This window comes from Ruegeria sp. YTSA108 (assembly GCF_059610185.1).
The window spans coordinates 247092-262936 of record NZ_JBXWND010000003.1; the positions used below are offsets into that span (position 1 = coordinate 247092).

14 protein-coding genes and 1 tRNA gene are annotated in these 15845 nt (G+C 56.7%); 9 read left to right on the forward strand and 6 right to left on the reverse strand.

Annotated elements, in window-relative coordinates; genetic code table 11:
* Nucleotides 1-161 precede the first annotated feature (161 nt).
* The gene (locus AC2FHW_RS06540; RefSeq protein ID WP_142635662.1) at nt 162-452 is read left to right on the forward strand and encodes an antibiotic biosynthesis monooxygenase family protein; all 291 of its coding nucleotides are present in this window, start codon (nt 162-164) and stop codon (nt 450-452) included.
* A gap of 833 nt (nt 453-1285) precedes the next feature.
* Here the strand turns inward: AC2FHW_RS06540 and uvrB are convergent.
* Together uvrB and AC2FHW_RS06550 are read right to left on the reverse strand one after the other, a co-directional pair.
* The gene (gene uvrB, locus AC2FHW_RS06545; RefSeq protein ID WP_496676451.1) at nt 1286-3472 is read right to left on the reverse strand and encodes an excinuclease ABC subunit UvrB; all 2187 of its coding nucleotides are present in this window, start codon (nt 3470-3472) and stop codon (nt 1286-1288) included.
* Nucleotides 3473-3553: 81 nt separating this feature from the next.
* Nucleotides 3554-4033 carry an SRPBCC family protein gene (locus AC2FHW_RS06550; RefSeq protein ID WP_271948305.1) on the reverse strand — a complete coding sequence of 160 codons (480 nt, stop codon included), beginning with the start codon at nt 4031-4033 and terminating at the stop codon, nt 3554-3556.
* 158 nt (nt 4034-4191) lie between these two features.
* Here AC2FHW_RS06550 and AC2FHW_RS06555 point away from each other — a divergent pair, with 158 nt between their 5' ends.
* Complete coding sequence (locus tag AC2FHW_RS06555) at nt 4192-4503, forward strand: ETC complex I subunit (RefSeq protein ID WP_142635668.1); 312 nt, start codon at nt 4192-4194, stop codon at nt 4501-4503.
* A complete protein-coding gene (locus AC2FHW_RS06560; RefSeq protein ID WP_142635670.1) occupies nt 4504-4980 on the forward strand; it encodes a GNAT family N-acetyltransferase in 477 nt (158 codons plus the stop codon). It abuts the gene before it with no gap.
* An 8-nt stretch (nt 4981-4988) separates the two neighbouring features.
* On the opposite strand, the gene AC2FHW_RS06565 is transcribed toward AC2FHW_RS06560, so the two are convergent.
* Nucleotides 4989-5858, reverse strand: a complete 870-nt coding sequence (locus tag AC2FHW_RS06565) for a LysR family transcriptional regulator (RefSeq protein WP_271948302.1) — start codon at nt 5856-5858, stop codon at nt 4989-4991.
* Nucleotides 5859-5961: 103 nt separating this feature from the next.
* On the opposite strand from AC2FHW_RS06565, the gene glyA reads away from it, so the two are divergent.
* On the forward strand, nt 5962-7269 hold the full coding sequence (gene glyA, locus AC2FHW_RS06570) for a serine hydroxymethyltransferase (protein WP_271948300.1): 1308 nt from the start codon (nt 5962-5964) through the stop codon (nt 7267-7269).
* Nucleotides 7270-7370: 101 nt separating this feature from the next.
* Here the strand turns inward: glyA and hutU are convergent, their stop codons facing one another.
* From hutU to hutI, 3 genes are all read right to left on the reverse strand, one after another.
* Nucleotides 7371-9044, reverse strand: a complete 1674-nt coding sequence (gene hutU / locus AC2FHW_RS06575; RefSeq protein WP_271948298.1) for a urocanate hydratase — start codon at nt 9042-9044, stop codon at nt 7371-7373.
* A gap of 105 nt (nt 9045-9149) precedes the next feature.
* Nucleotides 9150-10685, reverse strand: coding sequence for a histidine ammonia-lyase (hutH, locus tag AC2FHW_RS06580; RefSeq protein ID WP_271948295.1), 1536 nt, complete (start codon nt 10683-10685; stop codon nt 9150-9152).
* On the reverse strand, nt 10682-11890 hold the full coding sequence (gene hutI, locus AC2FHW_RS06585; RefSeq protein ID WP_496700799.1) for an imidazolonepropionase: 1209 nt from the start codon (nt 11888-11890) through the stop codon (nt 10682-10684). Before hutI ends, hutH begins: the two co-directional genes overlap by 4 nt.
* A gap of 216 nt (nt 11891-12106) precedes the next feature.
* On the opposite strand from hutI, the gene hutC reads away from it, so the two are divergent.
* The 5 genes from hutC (at nt 12107) to AC2FHW_RS06610 (ending at nt 15833) form a co-directional block, all read left to right on the forward strand.
* Nucleotides 12107-12811 carry a histidine utilization transcriptional repressor HutC gene (gene hutC / locus AC2FHW_RS06590; protein ID WP_246097191.1) on the forward strand — a complete coding sequence of 235 codons (705 nt, stop codon included), beginning with the start codon at nt 12107-12109 and terminating at the stop codon, nt 12809-12811.
* A gap of 96 nt (nt 12812-12907) precedes the next feature.
* Entirely contained in the window at nt 12908-13711 is an 804-nt protein-coding gene (gene hutG, locus AC2FHW_RS06595) for an N-formylglutamate deformylase (protein ID WP_496821649.1), read from the forward strand.
* Nucleotides 13712-13755: 44 nt separating this feature from the next.
* Nucleotides 13756-15132, forward strand: coding sequence for a formimidoylglutamate deiminase (locus AC2FHW_RS06600; RefSeq protein WP_496821651.1), 1377 nt, complete (start codon nt 13756-13758; stop codon nt 15130-15132).
* A gap of 175 nt (nt 15133-15307) precedes the next feature.
* On the forward strand, nt 15308-15442 hold the full coding sequence (locus tag AC2FHW_RS06605; RefSeq protein WP_496676439.1) for a hypothetical protein: 135 nt from the start codon (nt 15308-15310) through the stop codon (nt 15440-15442).
* A 313-nt stretch (nt 15443-15755) separates the two neighbouring features.
* Nucleotides 15756-15833: transfer RNA gene (locus AC2FHW_RS06610), tRNA-Arg, on the forward strand.
* Nucleotides 15834-15845 lie beyond the last annotated feature (12 nt).

Sequence of the window (15845 nt, forward strand, 5' to 3'; positions counted from 1 at the left end):
TCTGGCGTGTCAGTGGCCCAAATACAGTGAGGCGTATGGTTGAAAATGGCCACAAATCACGCCTATCAATATGAGATTTCGGGCTGCCGTGCTAGGTTGCATGCGGCGAGGCCGCTCCGGTTTCGCCTTATGGCGATTTCGCCGGACGAGGGAGGAAAATCATGTTTGCACGTATTACTCAATTCAAGATGAAGCCCGGCACGCGCGAGGCGGCCACGGCGAAAATGAACGCATTGAAATCAGAAATCATGGGCATGCCCGGCATGCACAGCTTTACCAATGTGATGAACGAGGACGGGTCGGGCTATGTGATCTCGGTCGTTGAAAGCGAGGCGACCTCGAACGCAAACGCACCCAAAGTGGCCGAGCTATGGGGCCATTTCGCCGAGTTCATGGAAAGCCCGCCAACGCCGGTTGGGTATGATGTGATTGCCCATTGGGATAAGGGGTAAGGTATCGGGCGGGATATTCCCGCCCTTTTTTTGCAAAAGAACCTGTGCCAGATCCTCGGCCAGCACCACACGGGTGCCGCGCACCCGGTGAATGGCGCTTTGGTACTCATGGGTACTGGGCAGGGTGTGGGAGGTTGTCATGGCAACAGGTTGGGATCACAATTCGTGATTTCAAACGTGGAGGAGAGGGCGCTAGGCTGTAAGTTTGAAGTGCGGGTACCTTGAATTGCGAACGTGTTGGGTGGTGCTTTCACCCATATTTGGTTGGCAATCCGAAAAAATGGGAGCGAGCAATAGACGAAATTCGCAGTGCTCGACTGATAGACTAGAGAGCGGGTGCGTAAGACTCCAATAGATTGATATCTACAGATCGCTTGCACAGGTAAAGTAGTATCCGCATAGTTCATACGCGCAGCTTGGAATCAGTATACGTCGAACTTCAAAGGAAGCATCTGATGATTGGGCTGATAACCCTGATTAAAGAATTCTGTGTCTTTAACTCTGGCGCTCTAAAAGTGCTGGTTTGCTTGAGCCCAGGTGTCGTTTGGAAATTTGTGTACCCTGAAATCTATTATTCGTCTGGGTGGTCAGGATATGCCGACTTTAGCATTTTGATTCTAATGCCGTTGATGGTAATTTTCATGATTTGGGAATTTATCAAGCACAAGCGCCAACCTGCATAAATTGGTGCAAGAACCAAGTAACTTGGTCGTGCGCGAAGGGAACGTGCGTCGGTAGTTTCAGAAAAGTTAACTTTTGCGAGACTGAAGCAATGAGAGTGAATAGGTACGCGGGCGCGATATGGAAGGTTCGCAAATAGATATCTTCTCAGCCTACCTCTTCCGCCGCTTCACATTCCCGCCCCGCTGCCCTGGTCTCCCAGCCGTTGACCGGCCCTTCGATTTCACCGCGTCTTCCGAGGCTTTCTCGACCGCCCATTGGCGCGCCATGGGGTCGTCGGCGATGGCAAGATCGACCGCTTCCAGGCGTTTGATCTCGTCCCTAATATTGGCGGCCTCTTCGAATTCCAGGTTCTCGGCAGCTTTGCGCATCTTGTCGCGCAGCCCGTCCAGATGCGCCTCGAGGTTCGCGCCGTGCATCGGTTTGTCGATGGTGGCGGTGACGCGGTTCATGTCGACGTCGCCCTTGTAGAGACCGGCCAGAACATCCTCAACGTTTTTCTTCACCGTTGCTGGGGTGATGCCGTGTTCCTCGTTATAGGCGATCTGCTTGGCGCGGCGGCGATCGGTTTCGTTCAGCGCGCGCTCCATGGAACCGGTGATCTTGTCGGCATACATGATCACCCGCCCGTCGGCGTTGCGCGCGGCGCGGCCAATGGTCTGAACCAGTGAGGTTTCCGAGCGCAGGAAGCCTTCTTTGTCGGCGTCCAGAATGGCGACCAGCCCACATTCGGGGATGTCGAGCCCCTCGCGCAGCAGGTTGATGCCGATCAGCACGTCAAACGCGCCCAGACGCAGGTCGCGCAGAATCTCGATGCGTTCCAGCGTGTCGATGTCCGAGTGCATGTAACGGACCCTGATGCCCTGTTCGTGCATGTATTCAGTCAGGTCCTCGGCCATGCGTTTGGTCAACGTTGTGACCAGCGTGCGATAGCCATCGGCGGCGACCTTGCGCACCTCGTCCAGCAGATCGTCGACCTGCATGCCGACAGGGCGGATTTCGACCTCGGGATCCAGCAGGCCTGTGGGGCGGATCACCTGTTCGGTGAAAACGCCGCCGGTCTGTTCGATCTCCCACTTGGCAGGTGTGGCCGAGACGAACACGGATTGCGGGCGCATGGCGTCCCATTCCTCGAACTTGAGGGGGCGGTTGTCCATGCAGGATGGCAGGCGGAACCCGTGTTCGGCCAGGGTGAATTTGCGCCGATAGTCGCCCCGGTACATGCCGCCGATCTGCGGTACGCTGACGTGGGATTCATCGGCGAAGACGATGGCGTTATCGGGGATGAATTCGAACAGCGTTGGGGGCGGCTCGCCCGGCGCGCGACCGGTCAGATAGCGCGAGTAGTTTTCGATTCCGTTACAGACGCCGGTGGCCTCCAACATCTCCAGATCGAAATTCGTGCGTTGTTCCAGACGTTGCGCTTCCAGCAGTTTGCCCTCTCCGACCAGTTGATCCAGTCGGATGCGGAGTTCCTTCTTGATGCCGATGATCGCCTGGTTCATCGTTGGCTTCGGCGTCACGTAGTGCGAGTTGGCGTAAACCCGCACCTGTTCCATATTCGCGGCGCGTTCACCGGTCAGCGGGTCGAACTCGGTGATGGTTTCCAATTCCTCACCGAAGAACGAGAATTTCCAAGCGCGATCTTCAAGGTGGGCGGGCCAGATTTCCAGGCTGTCACCCCGCACCCGGAACGAGCCCCGTTGGAATGCCTGATCATTTCGGCGGTACTGCTGGGCGACCAGATCGGCCATGATCTGGCGCTGGTTGTATTCACCGCCGACCTTCAGGTCCTGCGTCATCGCCCCATAGGTTTCGACCGAGCCGATACCGTAGATGCACGACACTGAGGCGACGATGATTACGTCATCGCGTTCCAACAGCGCCCGCGTGGCCGAGTGGCGCATCCGGTCGATCTGTTCGTTGATCTGGGATTCTTTCTCGATATAGGTGTCGCTGCGCGCGACATAGGCCTCGGGTTGGTAGTAGTCGTAGTAAGACACGAAATACTCGACCGAGTTTTCCGGGAAGAAACCTTTGAACTCACCATAGAGCTGCGCCGCCAGCGTCTTGTTGGGCGCAAGGATGATGGCGGGTCGCTGGGTTTCTTCGATCACTTTGGCCATTGTGAAGGTCTTGCCCGTCCCGGTCGCGCCCAGCAGGACCTGTTCTCTTTCGCCGTCGAAGATACCGTTGGTCAGCTCTTTGATCGCGGTGGGCTGGTCGCCTGCCGGTGAGAACTCGGTATGCATGACGAATTCTTTACCGCCTTCCAGTTTCAGGCGGGCGCGGACGTCATCAGCAGTCAGCTGAGTCTTGTCGGAATGGGCGTAAGGCATGGGCAGGCTCCGGGTCAGGCCCCTACATTTGTTCTTATTTTGTCCAACTGCAAGACCTGATCCGATCTAGAAACGGCAGTTTCAGTAATACGCAAACCGATGATCCGGTATTTGATCCGAACGCACCTTTTCTTCAAGCGCTTTCAGGTTGTCACCCAGGACACGCCCCATCATCGCTTTCAGCACAGTCTGCCCCATCAGCCATCCCAATGGACCAAACTTCATTTGATAATCCATGCTCCAGACTACTCTGGATTGGTTGTTGGCAAGGGGTTCAACGGCGATTGCTGCATGTGCTTGGGTCAGAGGCATTGCAGACATCTCAGACAAGCGGACACGGTAGCCCCGGTTGATTTGCCAATCCGTGACTTCTTCGACCAGAGACGTCCCATTTTCAAAATGGCATCGTCGTTTCGATCCCACCCCATCCGCACCTTGTGTTAGCGCATCTACTGATGTCACCTGCGGGGCGAAATCGTCGATATGCATGAACCGGCTCAAAATGGCCCAGATATCTTCGGGTCGGGTATCAATGTCGAGGCTGCGTTCGTGGTGGATCATCTTGCTGTCCTTGTTGTGGCGTTTGAATGATTATACCATTCCCCTAATGACAGTTTTCGTCATCAGAACATCCTTGTCCTCCGCGACATTTGCCACCTTGTCCCAGGCCTCGCTCTGACGCATAAACAACTTCAGCCAAGTGAGTACGGAGAGGCGACATGCGCGCACGGATCTACCAGCCTTCGCGGAATGCGATGACATCGGGTACGGCCAAGACCCGGCATTGGGTGTTGGAATATGCCCCAGCATCCACGCGCGAGGTTGATCCGTTGATGGGCTGGACGTCTTCCAGTGACACCCAGACCCAGGTGCGTCTGAATTTCGACACCAAGGAAGAGGCGCTGGATTACGCCAAGGACAACGGTATCGACGCACAGGTCAGTGAACCGCATAAACGCAAGCCGAACCTGCGCGCGCGCGGTTATGGCGAGAATTTTGCCACCGATCGGCGCGCACCCTGGACGCATTAAATGATCGACATTCGCGAGGCTGACCCAACCTCCGACGCATTGCGCCCGGTGGTCGAGGCGCATTTTGCCCATAGCGAAACCGCCGGGCCAGCCGAGAGCAATCACACGATGGATGCCAGTGCCTTGGCCGGGCCCGGAATGCGGTTCTGGGCTTTGTATGAGGGTAACAAGGTGCTGGGCTGCGGCGCGCTCAAGGCGCTGCCGGATGGGACCGCCGAAGTCAAATCCGTGCATATCCTTGCAACCGCACGTGGCCGCGGTCTGGCGCGAGTGATGATGACCCATCTTGCTGATCACGCACGGGTCGAAGGGACCTCGGCGCTGGTTCTTGAGACGGGCGCCGATCATCTGTCCTACTACGACGCCGCGCGCAGGCTGTATGAAGCGCTGGGCTATTCCTATTGCGGCCCGATCTACGGCTATGAGGCCGACCCCAACAGCGCCTTCATGCGATTGGATCTAAAGCCCGCAGAATAGGCCGGTTGTTAGGCACTACCTTCGTTCAGCAATGCCACGACCTGTTGCGTTTCGGGCCTTTGCCGCGTTGCGCCAGGTATGTGGACGAACAGAAAGCGGCCCGTTGGGCAGGTGTATTCGCTTGCAGACTTAAGAGCGCGGCTTGCCAGGGCATCCTCAAGCAAACATAGATGCCCCATCAGAATACCCGCACCTGCCTTCGCTTCCTCCACGGCCAGGCTGTACAGAGAGAACTGCGGCCCGGTCTGCGCATCCTGCAGTTCAATTCCCGTGTTCTGTGACCAGATTGTCCAATCGTCATTCCAGGTCTGGTCATGCAGAAGGACGGTGTCGACAAAGTGGTTCATATGTTCAATCAGGCTAGGCGCGCCGACCGGAGAGATGAGATCGGGGCAAATGCAAATCTGCTCGGGCTCAGCATTGGGTTCGCCAATGAATATGGCCAGATCGAACAATTCCCGATCAAGACTGGGTGGGTTTTCCATCGCGGTCACCGAAAAATTGATATGCGGAAACTGCGCCCTGACCCGGCTTAGCCGTTTCGGCAGCCAAAGCTGCGCAACAGATGGCAAGGCGGCGATATGAAAATCGGCGTTGGGTTTAAGGTTGCGGAGGGCACGCGTCGCCTCGGCCAACCCGTCGAAGGCCGCAGAGAATTCAGCCACCAGCGAAGCCCCGGCCTTGGTCAGTTCCACCCCCTGCGCGTTGCGCCGAAACAACGCGGTACCTGCCCAGCCCTCCAATGTCTTGATGTGCTGCGAAATCGCTCCGGGCGTGACGCTCAATTCCTCAGCGGCGGCGACAAAGCTGACATGACGTGCGGCAGCTTCAAAGGCGCGCATTGCATTCAGCGGGGGCCCTTTCGGGCGTTTGGGCATGACACTCATTTCAAGCCTTAGTTTTTCTACGCCAAGAAATAGCAAATCTGCTTTGCGCTGTCACGGAATGGCTGCCACCATGCTGCAAAACGGAGGACGTCCAATGACGCTTGCACAACGAGATTGGGTGCCGAGCACCAGTGAAACCCTGATTCAGGACATAGCGGCCACGACGGCGTCCGCAACGTCTGCCGATCTGCTGGCCCGTATCGAGCAGCTGGCCGAGCAGAACCGAGTGATCCATGAGGAAGAGTGCTTTAACCTCAACCCTGCGACCAATGTGATGAACCCGAAAGCCGAAGCGCTATTATCCTCTGGCATAGGGTCGCGCCCCTCTTTGGGGTATCCCGGCGACAAATACGAAATGGGACTGGAAGCGATCGAGGAAATCGAAGTGATCGCGGCCCAGCTTTGCGCGGATGTGTTCGATGCCAAATTCGCCGAGGTTCGTGTGCCTTCTGGTGCGATTGCCAACCTCTATGGCTTTATGGCCACATGCAAACCGGGCGACACAATCATTGCGCCGCCCGCATCCATTGGCGGGCATGTGACTCATCATGTCGATGGCTGCGCCGGCTTATACGGCTTGCGCACCATAGAGGCCCCGGTGAATGCCGATGGCTATACCGTTGATCTGGACCAACTGCGGGCGCTGGCACGAGCCGAGCGGCCCAAGCTGATTACGATTGGTGGCAGCCTGAACCTGTTCGAGCATCCCGTGTCCGAAGTGCGGTCCATCGCCGATGAGGTCGGGGCCAAGGTCATGTTCGATGCGGCCCATCAATGCGGCATTATTGCCGGGCGCGCCTGGTCCAACCCGCTGGCCGAGGGCGCGCATTTCATGACGATGAGCACCTATAAAAGTCTTGGTGGCCCTGCAGGTGGGCTGATCGTTTCGAATGATTCAAAAATTGTCAAAGCGCTGGACGCTATCGCCTTTCCCGGCATGACGGCCAATTTCGATGCGGCGAAAACTGCCGCGCTTGCGGTCACGATGCTGGACTGGAAAGACTTTGGCGCGGCCTATGCGAAAGAGATGATCGCTATGGCGCAGGCATTGGCTGCGGCTTTGGATGCACAAAATGTGCCTGTGTTCGCTGGGGCCGAGGGCTTTACCAACTCTCACCAGTTTGCCGTTCTGGCCGAGCCATTCGGGGGCGGGCAAGCGGCCTCAAAAACCTTACGCCAAAGTGGGTTCCTTGCCTGTGGCATCGGTCTGCCTGTGGCGGTGGTTGAAGGTGATATGAACGGTCTGCGGATTGGCACGCCCGAGCTTGTCCGCTGGGGGATGACCGCAGGCGATGCGGATCGTCTGGCGGGGTTGATCAAACAAGGTCTGCAAGGCGCGCCGATTGCCTCCGAGGTTTCAGCCTGGAGACGCGCGTTCAACACGCTCTGCTTTGTCCATTAGATCACCGTTTCCGAAAGCAACCGGCGCGCACGGTGTTTTGTGATCGTTCAATCCCGGCCTTCACAAATGAATGGCCGGGATCTGTTCCGGTTGATCCAGGCTTAGTTTCCCAGAATTCCAGGCAGGCGCAGCCCGTGTTCACGAGCGCAATCCTTGGCCAGGTCATAACCCGCATCGGCGTGACGCCACACGCCCGAGGCAGGGTCGTTCCACAAAACGCGCTCCAGGCGTTTGGCAGCATCATCGGTGCCGTCGGCGCAGATCACCACACCCGCATGCTGGGAAAAGCCCATGCCAACGCCGCCGCCATGGTGCAGCGAGACCCATGTCGCCCCCGAGGCGGTGTTGACCAGTGCATTTAGCAGAGGCCAGTCCGAGACCGCGTCAGACCCGTCCTTCATCGCTTCGGTCTCGCGGTTGGGCGAGGCGACTGAACCGGAATCCAGATGGTCACGACCAATGACCACCGGCGCGCTTAGCTCGCCCGTTCTAACCATCTCGTTAAACGCCAGACCCAGGCGATGTCGGTCACCCAGACCAACCCAGCAGATACGCGCAGGAAGGCCTTGGAATGCGATCCGTTCACGCGCCATATCCAGCCAGTTGTGCAGATGCGTGTTATCGGGCAGCAGTTCTTTGACCTTTTGATCGGTCTTGTAGATGTCCTCGGGGTCCCCCGACAGGGCCGCCCAGCGGAACGGGCCAATGCCACGGCAGAATAGCGGACGGATATAGGCAGGCACAAAGCCCGGGAAGGCGAAGGCGTCTTCCAGACCTTCCTCAAGCGCCATTTGCCGGATGTTGTTGCCGTAATCTACGGTTGGAACACCGTCATTGTGAAAGGCGACCATCGCCGCGACCTGTACTTTCATCGAGGCGCGGGCTGCCTTTTCGACCTCTTTCGGGGCGGTTTCAGCCTTGGCGCGCCACTCGGCCACGGTCCAGCCCTGCGGCAGGTATCCGTTGATCGGGTCATGCGCGCTAGTCTGATCGGTGACGATGTCGGGCTTGACGCCGCGCTTGTGTATTTCGGGGAAGATATCGGCGGCGTTTCCGATCAGCGCCACGGATTTGGCTTCGCCCGCTTTGGTCCAACGCTCGATCATGTCCAGCGCCTCGTCCAGGCTGTGGGTTTTCTCGTCGACATAGCGCGTGCGCAGTCGGAAATCGGCGGATTTCTCGTCGCACTCCACGGCCAGACAGCAGGCACCCGCCATCACAGCAGCCAGTGGCTGAGCACCGCCCATACCACCCAGACCCCCGGTCAGGATCCAACGGCCTTTCAGACTGCCACCATAGTGCTGGCGTCCTGCTTCCATGAAGGTCTCATAGGTGCCTTGGACGATGCCCTGCGACCCGATGTAAATCCAGGAACCCGCAGTCATCTGGCCATACATCGCCAGACCTTTCTTATCCAACTCATTGAAGTGATCCCAATTCGCCCAATGCGGCACCAGGTTCGAGTTGGCAATCAGCACGCGCGGTGCGTCCTTGTGGGTTTTGACGATGGCGACGGGCTTTCCCGACTGCACGACCAGGGTTTCGTCCGCTTCCAGGTCTTTCAGGCTGTCGACGATCAGGTCGAAATCCTTCCAGGTTCGCGCGGCCCGGCCAATGCCGCCATATACTACCAACTCGTGCGGGTTTTCTGCCACGTCAGGATGCAGGTTGTTCATCAGCATCCGCAGTGGTGCTTCGGTCAACCAGCTTTTGGCATTCAGTTCGGTCCCGGTTGGCGGATAGATGTCCCGGCTGTTCTTACGAGGATCGCTCATCGATCATTCCCTTCAGATTGGATAGAGCCCGACAGGGCAAGGGCATTGAAGTTTTCAATCATGTGTTTCGGCTGCGGTCGCGCGCCATCATGGCAAAGACCGCCATCAGTTAAGGCCCGGCAAAGAGGCGTTCAGCGCGTTCAGCAACGCGCCCGACGCGACTAATTCCTTTGCCGCTTTCAGGTCGGGCGCCATATAGCGATCCTCTTGCAGGCTCGAAACATCCTCGCGCAGCCGTGCGATGGCCTGTTGCAGCAACGGGCTCGTCTGGAGGGGCGCACGGAATTCGATGCCACGCGCGGCGCAGAGCAGCTCGACCCCAAGGATGTGGTTGAGATTTTCGACCATGCGGGCCAGCCGCCGCGCACCATGTGCTGCCATCGAGACGTGATCTTCCTGATTGGCGGAGGTGGGTGTTGAATCGGTGACACAAGGGTTGGCCAGATGCTTGTTCTCGCTCATCAAAGCGGCTGTCGTCACCTCTGCAATCATCAGGCCGGAATTCAATCCGGGTTCAGGTGTCAGGAAGGGCGGAAGATCGAAGCTGAGCGTTGGATCGACCATCAGAGCAATACGCCGTTGACTGATCGCGCCAATCTCGGACAATGCCAGCGCAATCATGTCAGCAGCGAACCCAACGGGTTCCGCGTGAAAATTACCACCGGACACGATCATATCCGCTTCGGTCAGCACAAGTGGATTGTCTGTTGCAGCATTCGCTTCGATCAAAAGGGTTTGTGCGGCCTGTCGCAGGACATCCATCGCCGCACCAGTCACCTGCGGCTGACAGCGGATGCAATAGGGATCCTGAACACGTGTATCATCATCCCGGTGACTTTCTCGAATTTCGGATTGCGCCAGTATCTCACGCATCGAACCTGCCGCTTCGATCTGGCCACGATGTCCTCGCAACGCATGGATTTCGGGCTGCAGCGGAGCGGTTGATCCCATGATGGCATCGGTGGACATGGCCGAGATGACCAGCGCATTGCGCACAGCACGCCAGACTTCGAACAGACCGGCAAGCGCATAGGCCGTTGAAAACTGTGTGCCATTGATAAAGGCCAAACCTTCCTTGGGGCCAAGCTCGATCGGGGACAGGCCAGCCTTTGCAAGCGCCTCGGCACCCGGAAGAATTTCGCCTTTATATTCCGCCTCTCCCTCACCGATCACCACTGCGGTCATATGTGAAAGAGGTGCCAGATCGCCTGACGCGCCAACCGATCCTTGATTTGGAACAACAGGGGTGACGCCTTTTTCCAGCATGCCTTGCATAAGTTCGACCAGTTGCCAGCGGACGCCAGATGCGCCACGGCCAAAACTCAATAGCTTAAGAGACATCATAAGCCGAACCATCCGGCGGGGCATCGCGTTTCCTACGCCGCAGCAATGGCTGAGGATCAGGTTTCGCTGCAAAGTGGCGGTGTCTTCAGATTTGATCTTGAGGCTGGCCAATTTGCCAAAACCCGTGTTGACGCCATAAACCGGTACATCACCCGCAGCGGCGATAGCGATCCGTTTCGCGGCCGCCTCGACCGCAGGACGACACGTCGGATCAAGTATGACCGAGGCTTCATCCCAATAGATGGTTTCAAGCTGAGGCAGAGTAGCCTGCCCGGGCGCCAGAGTGAGAGTTGTCACGCTTGACCTCCAAAGATGCGTTTGTGAAGCGGGTTGAACCCGATACGATAAGAAAGCTCGGCCGGACGGCCCACATTCCAGACCGCCAGATCGGCCCGCTGACCCGCGGCGATCATACCGCGATCACTCAAACCAAGGGCACGCGCTGCGTTACAGGTTACGCCCGCAAGTGTTTCCTCTGGCGTCATGCGGAACAGGGTGCAGCCCATATTCATGGTCAGAAGAAGAGATGTCAGGGGGGATGATCCCGGATTGCAATCGGTTGCCAGTGCCATTGGGACATCGTGTTTGCGCAGAAACTCAATCGGAGGCTGACGCGTTTCGCGCAGAGTATAGAACGCACCGGGCAGGATTACGCCCGCTGTTCCCGCCTGGGCCATGGTGATCACGCCGTCTTCGTCAAGATACTCGATATGATCCGCAGACAATGCGCCATAGGAGGCGGCAAGCTGCGCCCCGCCCAGATTAGAAAGCTGCTCGGCATGCAGTTTAAGCGGAAGGCCAAGCGCAGCGGCGGCGTCAAAGACACGGGCGATCTGTTTGGGCTGAAAGGCGATCCCTTCGCAGAATCCGTCAACCGCATCGACCAGCCCTTCTATATGGGCGGCCCGCAAGGTCGGAATGACGACCTCGTCGATATAGGCGTCATCGCGCCCCTTGTACTCTGGCGGAGTCGCGTGGGCGCCCAGATATGTGGTTTGAACAGAAACCGGGCGACGTTTTCCAATTTCGCGCGCGGCGCGCAGCATGTTCAGCTCTGTCTGTTGTTCTAGCCCATAGCCGGACTTGATTTCGATAGTGGTCATGCCCTCTTGGATCATCGCGTCGACGCGGGGCAATGCACTTTCTATCAGCTCTTCCAGGCTGGCGGCCCGTGTCGCTTGAACGGTTGCGTTAATACCGCCTCCGGCGCGCGCAACCTGTTCATAGCTTGCACCATTCAGGCGCATTTCAAACTCTTGGGCGCGGTCGCCGCCAAATACAACATGGGTGTGGCAGTCGATCAAACCGGGCGTCACAAGGCGTCCGTTCAGATCCTCGGCCTCAAGCTCGGTATATTCATCGGGCAGATCGCGTCTGGGTCCGACCCATTCGATAAACTCACCTGATATTACGATGATGCCATCCTCGATTAGCCCATAAGGGCCCTGCTGGCTGGCTTGTGTTGCAATTTTTGCGCCACGAAGGGTTGTTTTACCAGTCATGAGAATCTGATCCCAAGTTGCAATGCTTCTGAAATAGGTATACTGATTACTGCATAATGTGTACACAAAATAATGAAAGGCATCGCGCCGAAGCCGCCTTCTTGGAGTCAAATTAGGTAGAGGTCTTAGGTGCGGGGCAGAGTTACATGCTTCATTGCAGATGTCTTATGTGTATGTATAAGCCAATTAAGGCCGGTTTTTGAGTTGGGGAGTTTTATGGCAAGACCTCAGGGGAACATGAGCTTTCGGGACATCAAGCAGGTGGTTTTGGATCGAATCCAAACCGGTATCTGGAGCCCGGATTCCATTTTGCCAAGCGAGATGGATTTGGCCGCTGAATTCTCAAGTACACGAACAACGGTCAACCGGGCGTTGAGAGAGCTTGCCGAAGAAGGATACCTGGAAAGAAAACGCAAGGCCGGCACGCGGGTTCTGAATTCTCCCATCAGAAAGGCGCAATTTGCGATCCCTTTGGTGCGTGACGAGATAACGGCCACCGGTGCGGCCTATCGGTACTCTTTGGTGGACCGAGAGGTGCAACCCGCACCGTCCTGGCTGGCATCACGCCTCGACCTGAAAAAAGAGCAGGACGTCTTGCACCTGCGATGTATGCATTATGCCGACAACGTAGCGTTTCAGCTTGAGGTGCGATGGATAGTTGCCGACGTTGTACCTGAAGTGTTGGAGGAAAGTTTCGAACAATCGGGGCCGAATGACTGGTTGGTTAACAGGGTGCCATTCAGCAATCTGGAGCTTAGTTTCATGGCGACCAAGGCTGATGGTGAAATCTCCAAGTTCCTGGACACGCCACCTGGCGACCCGATCTTTACCGCCGAACGCATTACCTGGCTGCGTCGCGCGCCGGTGACATATGCCAAGCTTTACTTTGCGCCGGGATACCGGATGACGACGCATCTCTGATCTGACCGGAGTCCAGCTTTTGGGGCGGTAAAAAATGTCGGTCTTCGTCGGTCTGCCGAATTATGGGCTGACAGAACATCAAACAAAGGGTACGCGATGGCTGTTCAGAATCTAATGACGTTTAAGGCGGGTTTAACGCCGATTTTGCTGAATGTCCCACATGCCGGAACCTTGCTGCCTCCGGAGGTTGAACGCCGTTTGCGACCCGCCGCGCTGGAGCTGAAGGATACGGATTGGCACATGGACAAGCTGGCGCTGCCTTGTGCCGAATTGGGTGTGGGTGTCATGGCGGCGCAGTATTCGCGCTATGTGGTGGACCTGAACCGTTCAGCTGATGACGCGCCGCTTTATTCCGGTCCGACAACCGGCCTGATATCGCAAATCGATTTTGACGGTCAGCCGCTTTATCTGGAAGGGCAAGAGCCAGATGGGCAGGAGACACAGGCGCGCATCCAATCCTATTGGGCACCGTATCATCAGGCGCTCAAGGCTGAGATTCTGCGGATCAGGGCGCAGTTTGGCACCTGCATTCTGTTGGATCTGCATTCCATCCGTTCCGAAGTGCCAAGGCTGTTTGATGGGGTGCTGCCGGATTTGAATCTGGGCACAAATAGCGGGGCCAGCACAGCCGCGCGCTTTGAGGCCTGCGCCGAAAGATCGCTGGGGTCCGGCCAATACAGCTTTGTCAAAAACGGCCGCTTTAAGGGAGGCTATATTACCCGGCACTATGGCCAACCCGACCAGAACATTCATGCGCTGCAACTCGAAATTGCACAGTCCACCTATATGATCGAGCACGCCCCTTGGGACCTTGTGCCCCCTAAGGCAGAGGTACTTGGCGCCGCGATCAAGAACCTTGTTACCGCGTTGTTGGATGAAGTTAACACCACCCGTGGATGACCCAAACAGACTCGCCGATACGGCATCCAAGTAAAGGAAAGTGGATGACAACTGGATTTCATTTCAAACAGGCACTGACGGACCAGGGCTGGCTTAGCAATATCTCCGTAACCGTCACGGAATCTGGTGAGTTCGGAGCACTGGTCGCGGACGACAATCCCAACGCCTATCCGGTGATTGAAAGCCCGGTTGTGCCGGGCATGCCCAACCTGCACAGTCATTCCTTTCAATACGCGATGGCGGGGTTAACAGAAGTGCGCCGGAATCCGGTCGACAGCTTCTGGTCCTGGCGCGAAATGATGTATTATTTCGCTCATAACGTATCGCCCGAGGACCTGCAGGCAATCACTGCCAAGCTGTATATGGAATTGCTCAAAGGCGGCTATACCGAGATTGTCGAGTTTCATTATCTGCACAACGAAGAGGATGGAGCGCACTACGCCCAACCTGAGGAGCTGTCTTCTGCTATTGTCTCTGCTGCAGATCGAACGAGCCTCAGCCTGACGCATCTTCCGGTGTTTTATGCACACGCAAATTTCGGCGGCGTGTCTCCGCAAGATGCTCAGAGGCGATTCACCAATTCACGTGATCAATACGCTTTGCTGATCGAAACCCTGAAGCAGCAGCATGAAAAGCTTAACCTCGGAATCGCGCCGCATTCCCTGCGCGCCGTAACCGAGGATGAAATGTCATGGCTTATGGAGCTTCGGCAAGACCAGTTGCCGGGGTGTCCAGTTCACATCCATGTGGCCGAACAGACCAAAGAGGTGGAAGACAGTATCGCCCATAGTGGCAAACGCTCTGTTTCGGCGCTGATGGACCAGGTCCAGATTGACGCCGCGTGGTGCCTGATCCATGCCACCCATCTGGATGACGCCGAGGTTGCGGCCATTGCCGCTTCGGGCGCGACCGTGGGTCTGTGCCCGCTGACGGAATCAAATCTTGGAGACGGGATTTTCCGGGCGGTCGATTTCGTGGCAGCAAATGGCCATTTTGGTATCGGCTCGGACAGCAACATCTGTACCCAGGCAGTTCAGGAGCTGCGCACACTGGAATATAGTCAGCGCCTGCTGCACCGGCAGCGCAATGTTATGTGCTCCAAGGACATGCCCAATGTCGGCGGTTATCTCTGGCAAGCCGCCGCCCAAGGTGGAGCGCGTGCAGCCGGGCGCAATATCGGCCGTATCGCAGAAGGGTGCCGTGCTGATTTTGTAGAATTGTCTTACGATAGGAATGGTCTGATGGCGGCGGTGTCGCCCGGAGCCGTGCTGGATTTCCACATGTTCTCGGGTCAGCAGGCAGAAATCATTGCCGTCTATGTTGCTGGTCAAAAGGTCATTCAAGATGGTCAGCACCCCGATCACGAGACCATCGACGCCGGATATATTTCCACCATGCGTCGGTTGGCGCAAAAACTATGATGAAGGGTGAATAGAACCAACGGAACTCATTACTGCGCGAGCTTAAGAACCTTGGGGCACTTGGTGCTGGTCAGGCTGAAAACATTGTCCGAGATCGCCAAGGAATTTTCTGTCACCCAGCCCATCGGCATCGAACATTCCAGTTGGTACACGCCTTCTGAACCTTGTCACATCAATGGCGCGCGTGATGCTGGCGGATCTGAGCGAAACGGAACTGGATCACCGTACCCCCATGACGGGTCTGGGCATGTGTGCGGTGCTATTAACAATTCCGGCCACCGCAATCAGCTGGGATCTGCAGAAGATCTGATCAAACAGGTTTGCCACTGCGCGGCGCAATATCAAATTGCAGTGATGCAGGTGGCGGCATCCCAGTTTGCCGATGTATTCCGTCATCGTGACAGGCTGCATATGCGGCCTGAATTAGTCTGGTAAGTTCGACTCGGTTAGGGCCTTTTGAGGCATGGCTTCGAGGTGCAGTTCACCCAGCAATCAAGGTACCTGTATAAGCTTGCTCCGGTCAGAGATAATGCTGAAATCAGAGAGGTTTTTTGCCCCAAAACCTCATCTCTCCATCAAGTTGACAAGGCGAGGGATTTGGCTGATACAGCCAGAATATGAGCGGGCCGTTAGCTCAGCTGGATTAGAGCAGGGAACTTCTAATTCTCAGGTCGGGGGTTCGAGTCCTCCACGGCTCGCCAAATGCACAATTC

Excerpts from the sequence above, each read along its gene's own strand:
- AC2FHW_RS06540 (WP_142635662.1), top strand. The coding sequence starts at position 162 with ATGTTTGCACGTATTACTCAATTCAAGATGAAGCCCGGCACGCGCGAG.
- uvrB (WP_496676451.1), bottom strand. The coding sequence starts at position 3,472 with ATGCCTTACGCCCATTCCGACAAGACTCAGCTGACTGCTGATGACGTC.
- AC2FHW_RS06550 (WP_271948305.1), bottom strand. The coding sequence starts at position 4,033 with ATGATCCACCACGAACGCAGCCTCGACATTGATACCCGACCCGAAGAT.
- AC2FHW_RS06555 (WP_142635668.1), top strand. The coding sequence starts at position 4,192 with ATGCGCGCACGGATCTACCAGCCTTCGCGGAATGCGATGACATCGGGT.
- AC2FHW_RS06560 (WP_142635670.1), top strand. The coding sequence starts at position 4,504 with ATGATCGACATTCGCGAGGCTGACCCAACCTCCGACGCATTGCGCCCG.
- AC2FHW_RS06565 (WP_271948302.1), bottom strand. The coding sequence starts at position 5,858 with ATGCCCAAACGCCCGAAAGGGCCCCCGCTGAATGCAATGCGCGCCTTT.
- glyA (WP_271948300.1), top strand. The coding sequence starts at position 5,962 with ATGACGCTTGCACAACGAGATTGGGTGCCGAGCACCAGTGAAACCCTG.
- hutU (WP_271948298.1), bottom strand. The coding sequence starts at position 9,044 with ATGAGCGATCCTCGTAAGAACAGCCGGGACATCTATCCGCCAACCGGG.
- hutI (WP_496700799.1), bottom strand. The coding sequence starts at position 11,890 with ATGACTGGTAAAACAACCCTTCGTGGCGCAAAAATTGCAACACAAGCC.
- hutC (WP_246097191.1), top strand. The coding sequence starts at position 12,107 with ATGGCAAGACCTCAGGGGAACATGAGCTTTCGGGACATCAAGCAGGTG.
- hutG (WP_496821649.1), top strand. The coding sequence starts at position 12,908 with ATGGCTGTTCAGAATCTAATGACGTTTAAGGCGGGTTTAACGCCGATT.
- AC2FHW_RS06600 (WP_496821651.1), top strand. The coding sequence starts at position 13,756 with ATGACAACTGGATTTCATTTCAAACAGGCACTGACGGACCAGGGCTGG.
- AC2FHW_RS06605 (WP_496676439.1), top strand. The coding sequence starts at position 15,308 with ATGGCGCGCGTGATGCTGGCGGATCTGAGCGAAACGGAACTGGATCAC.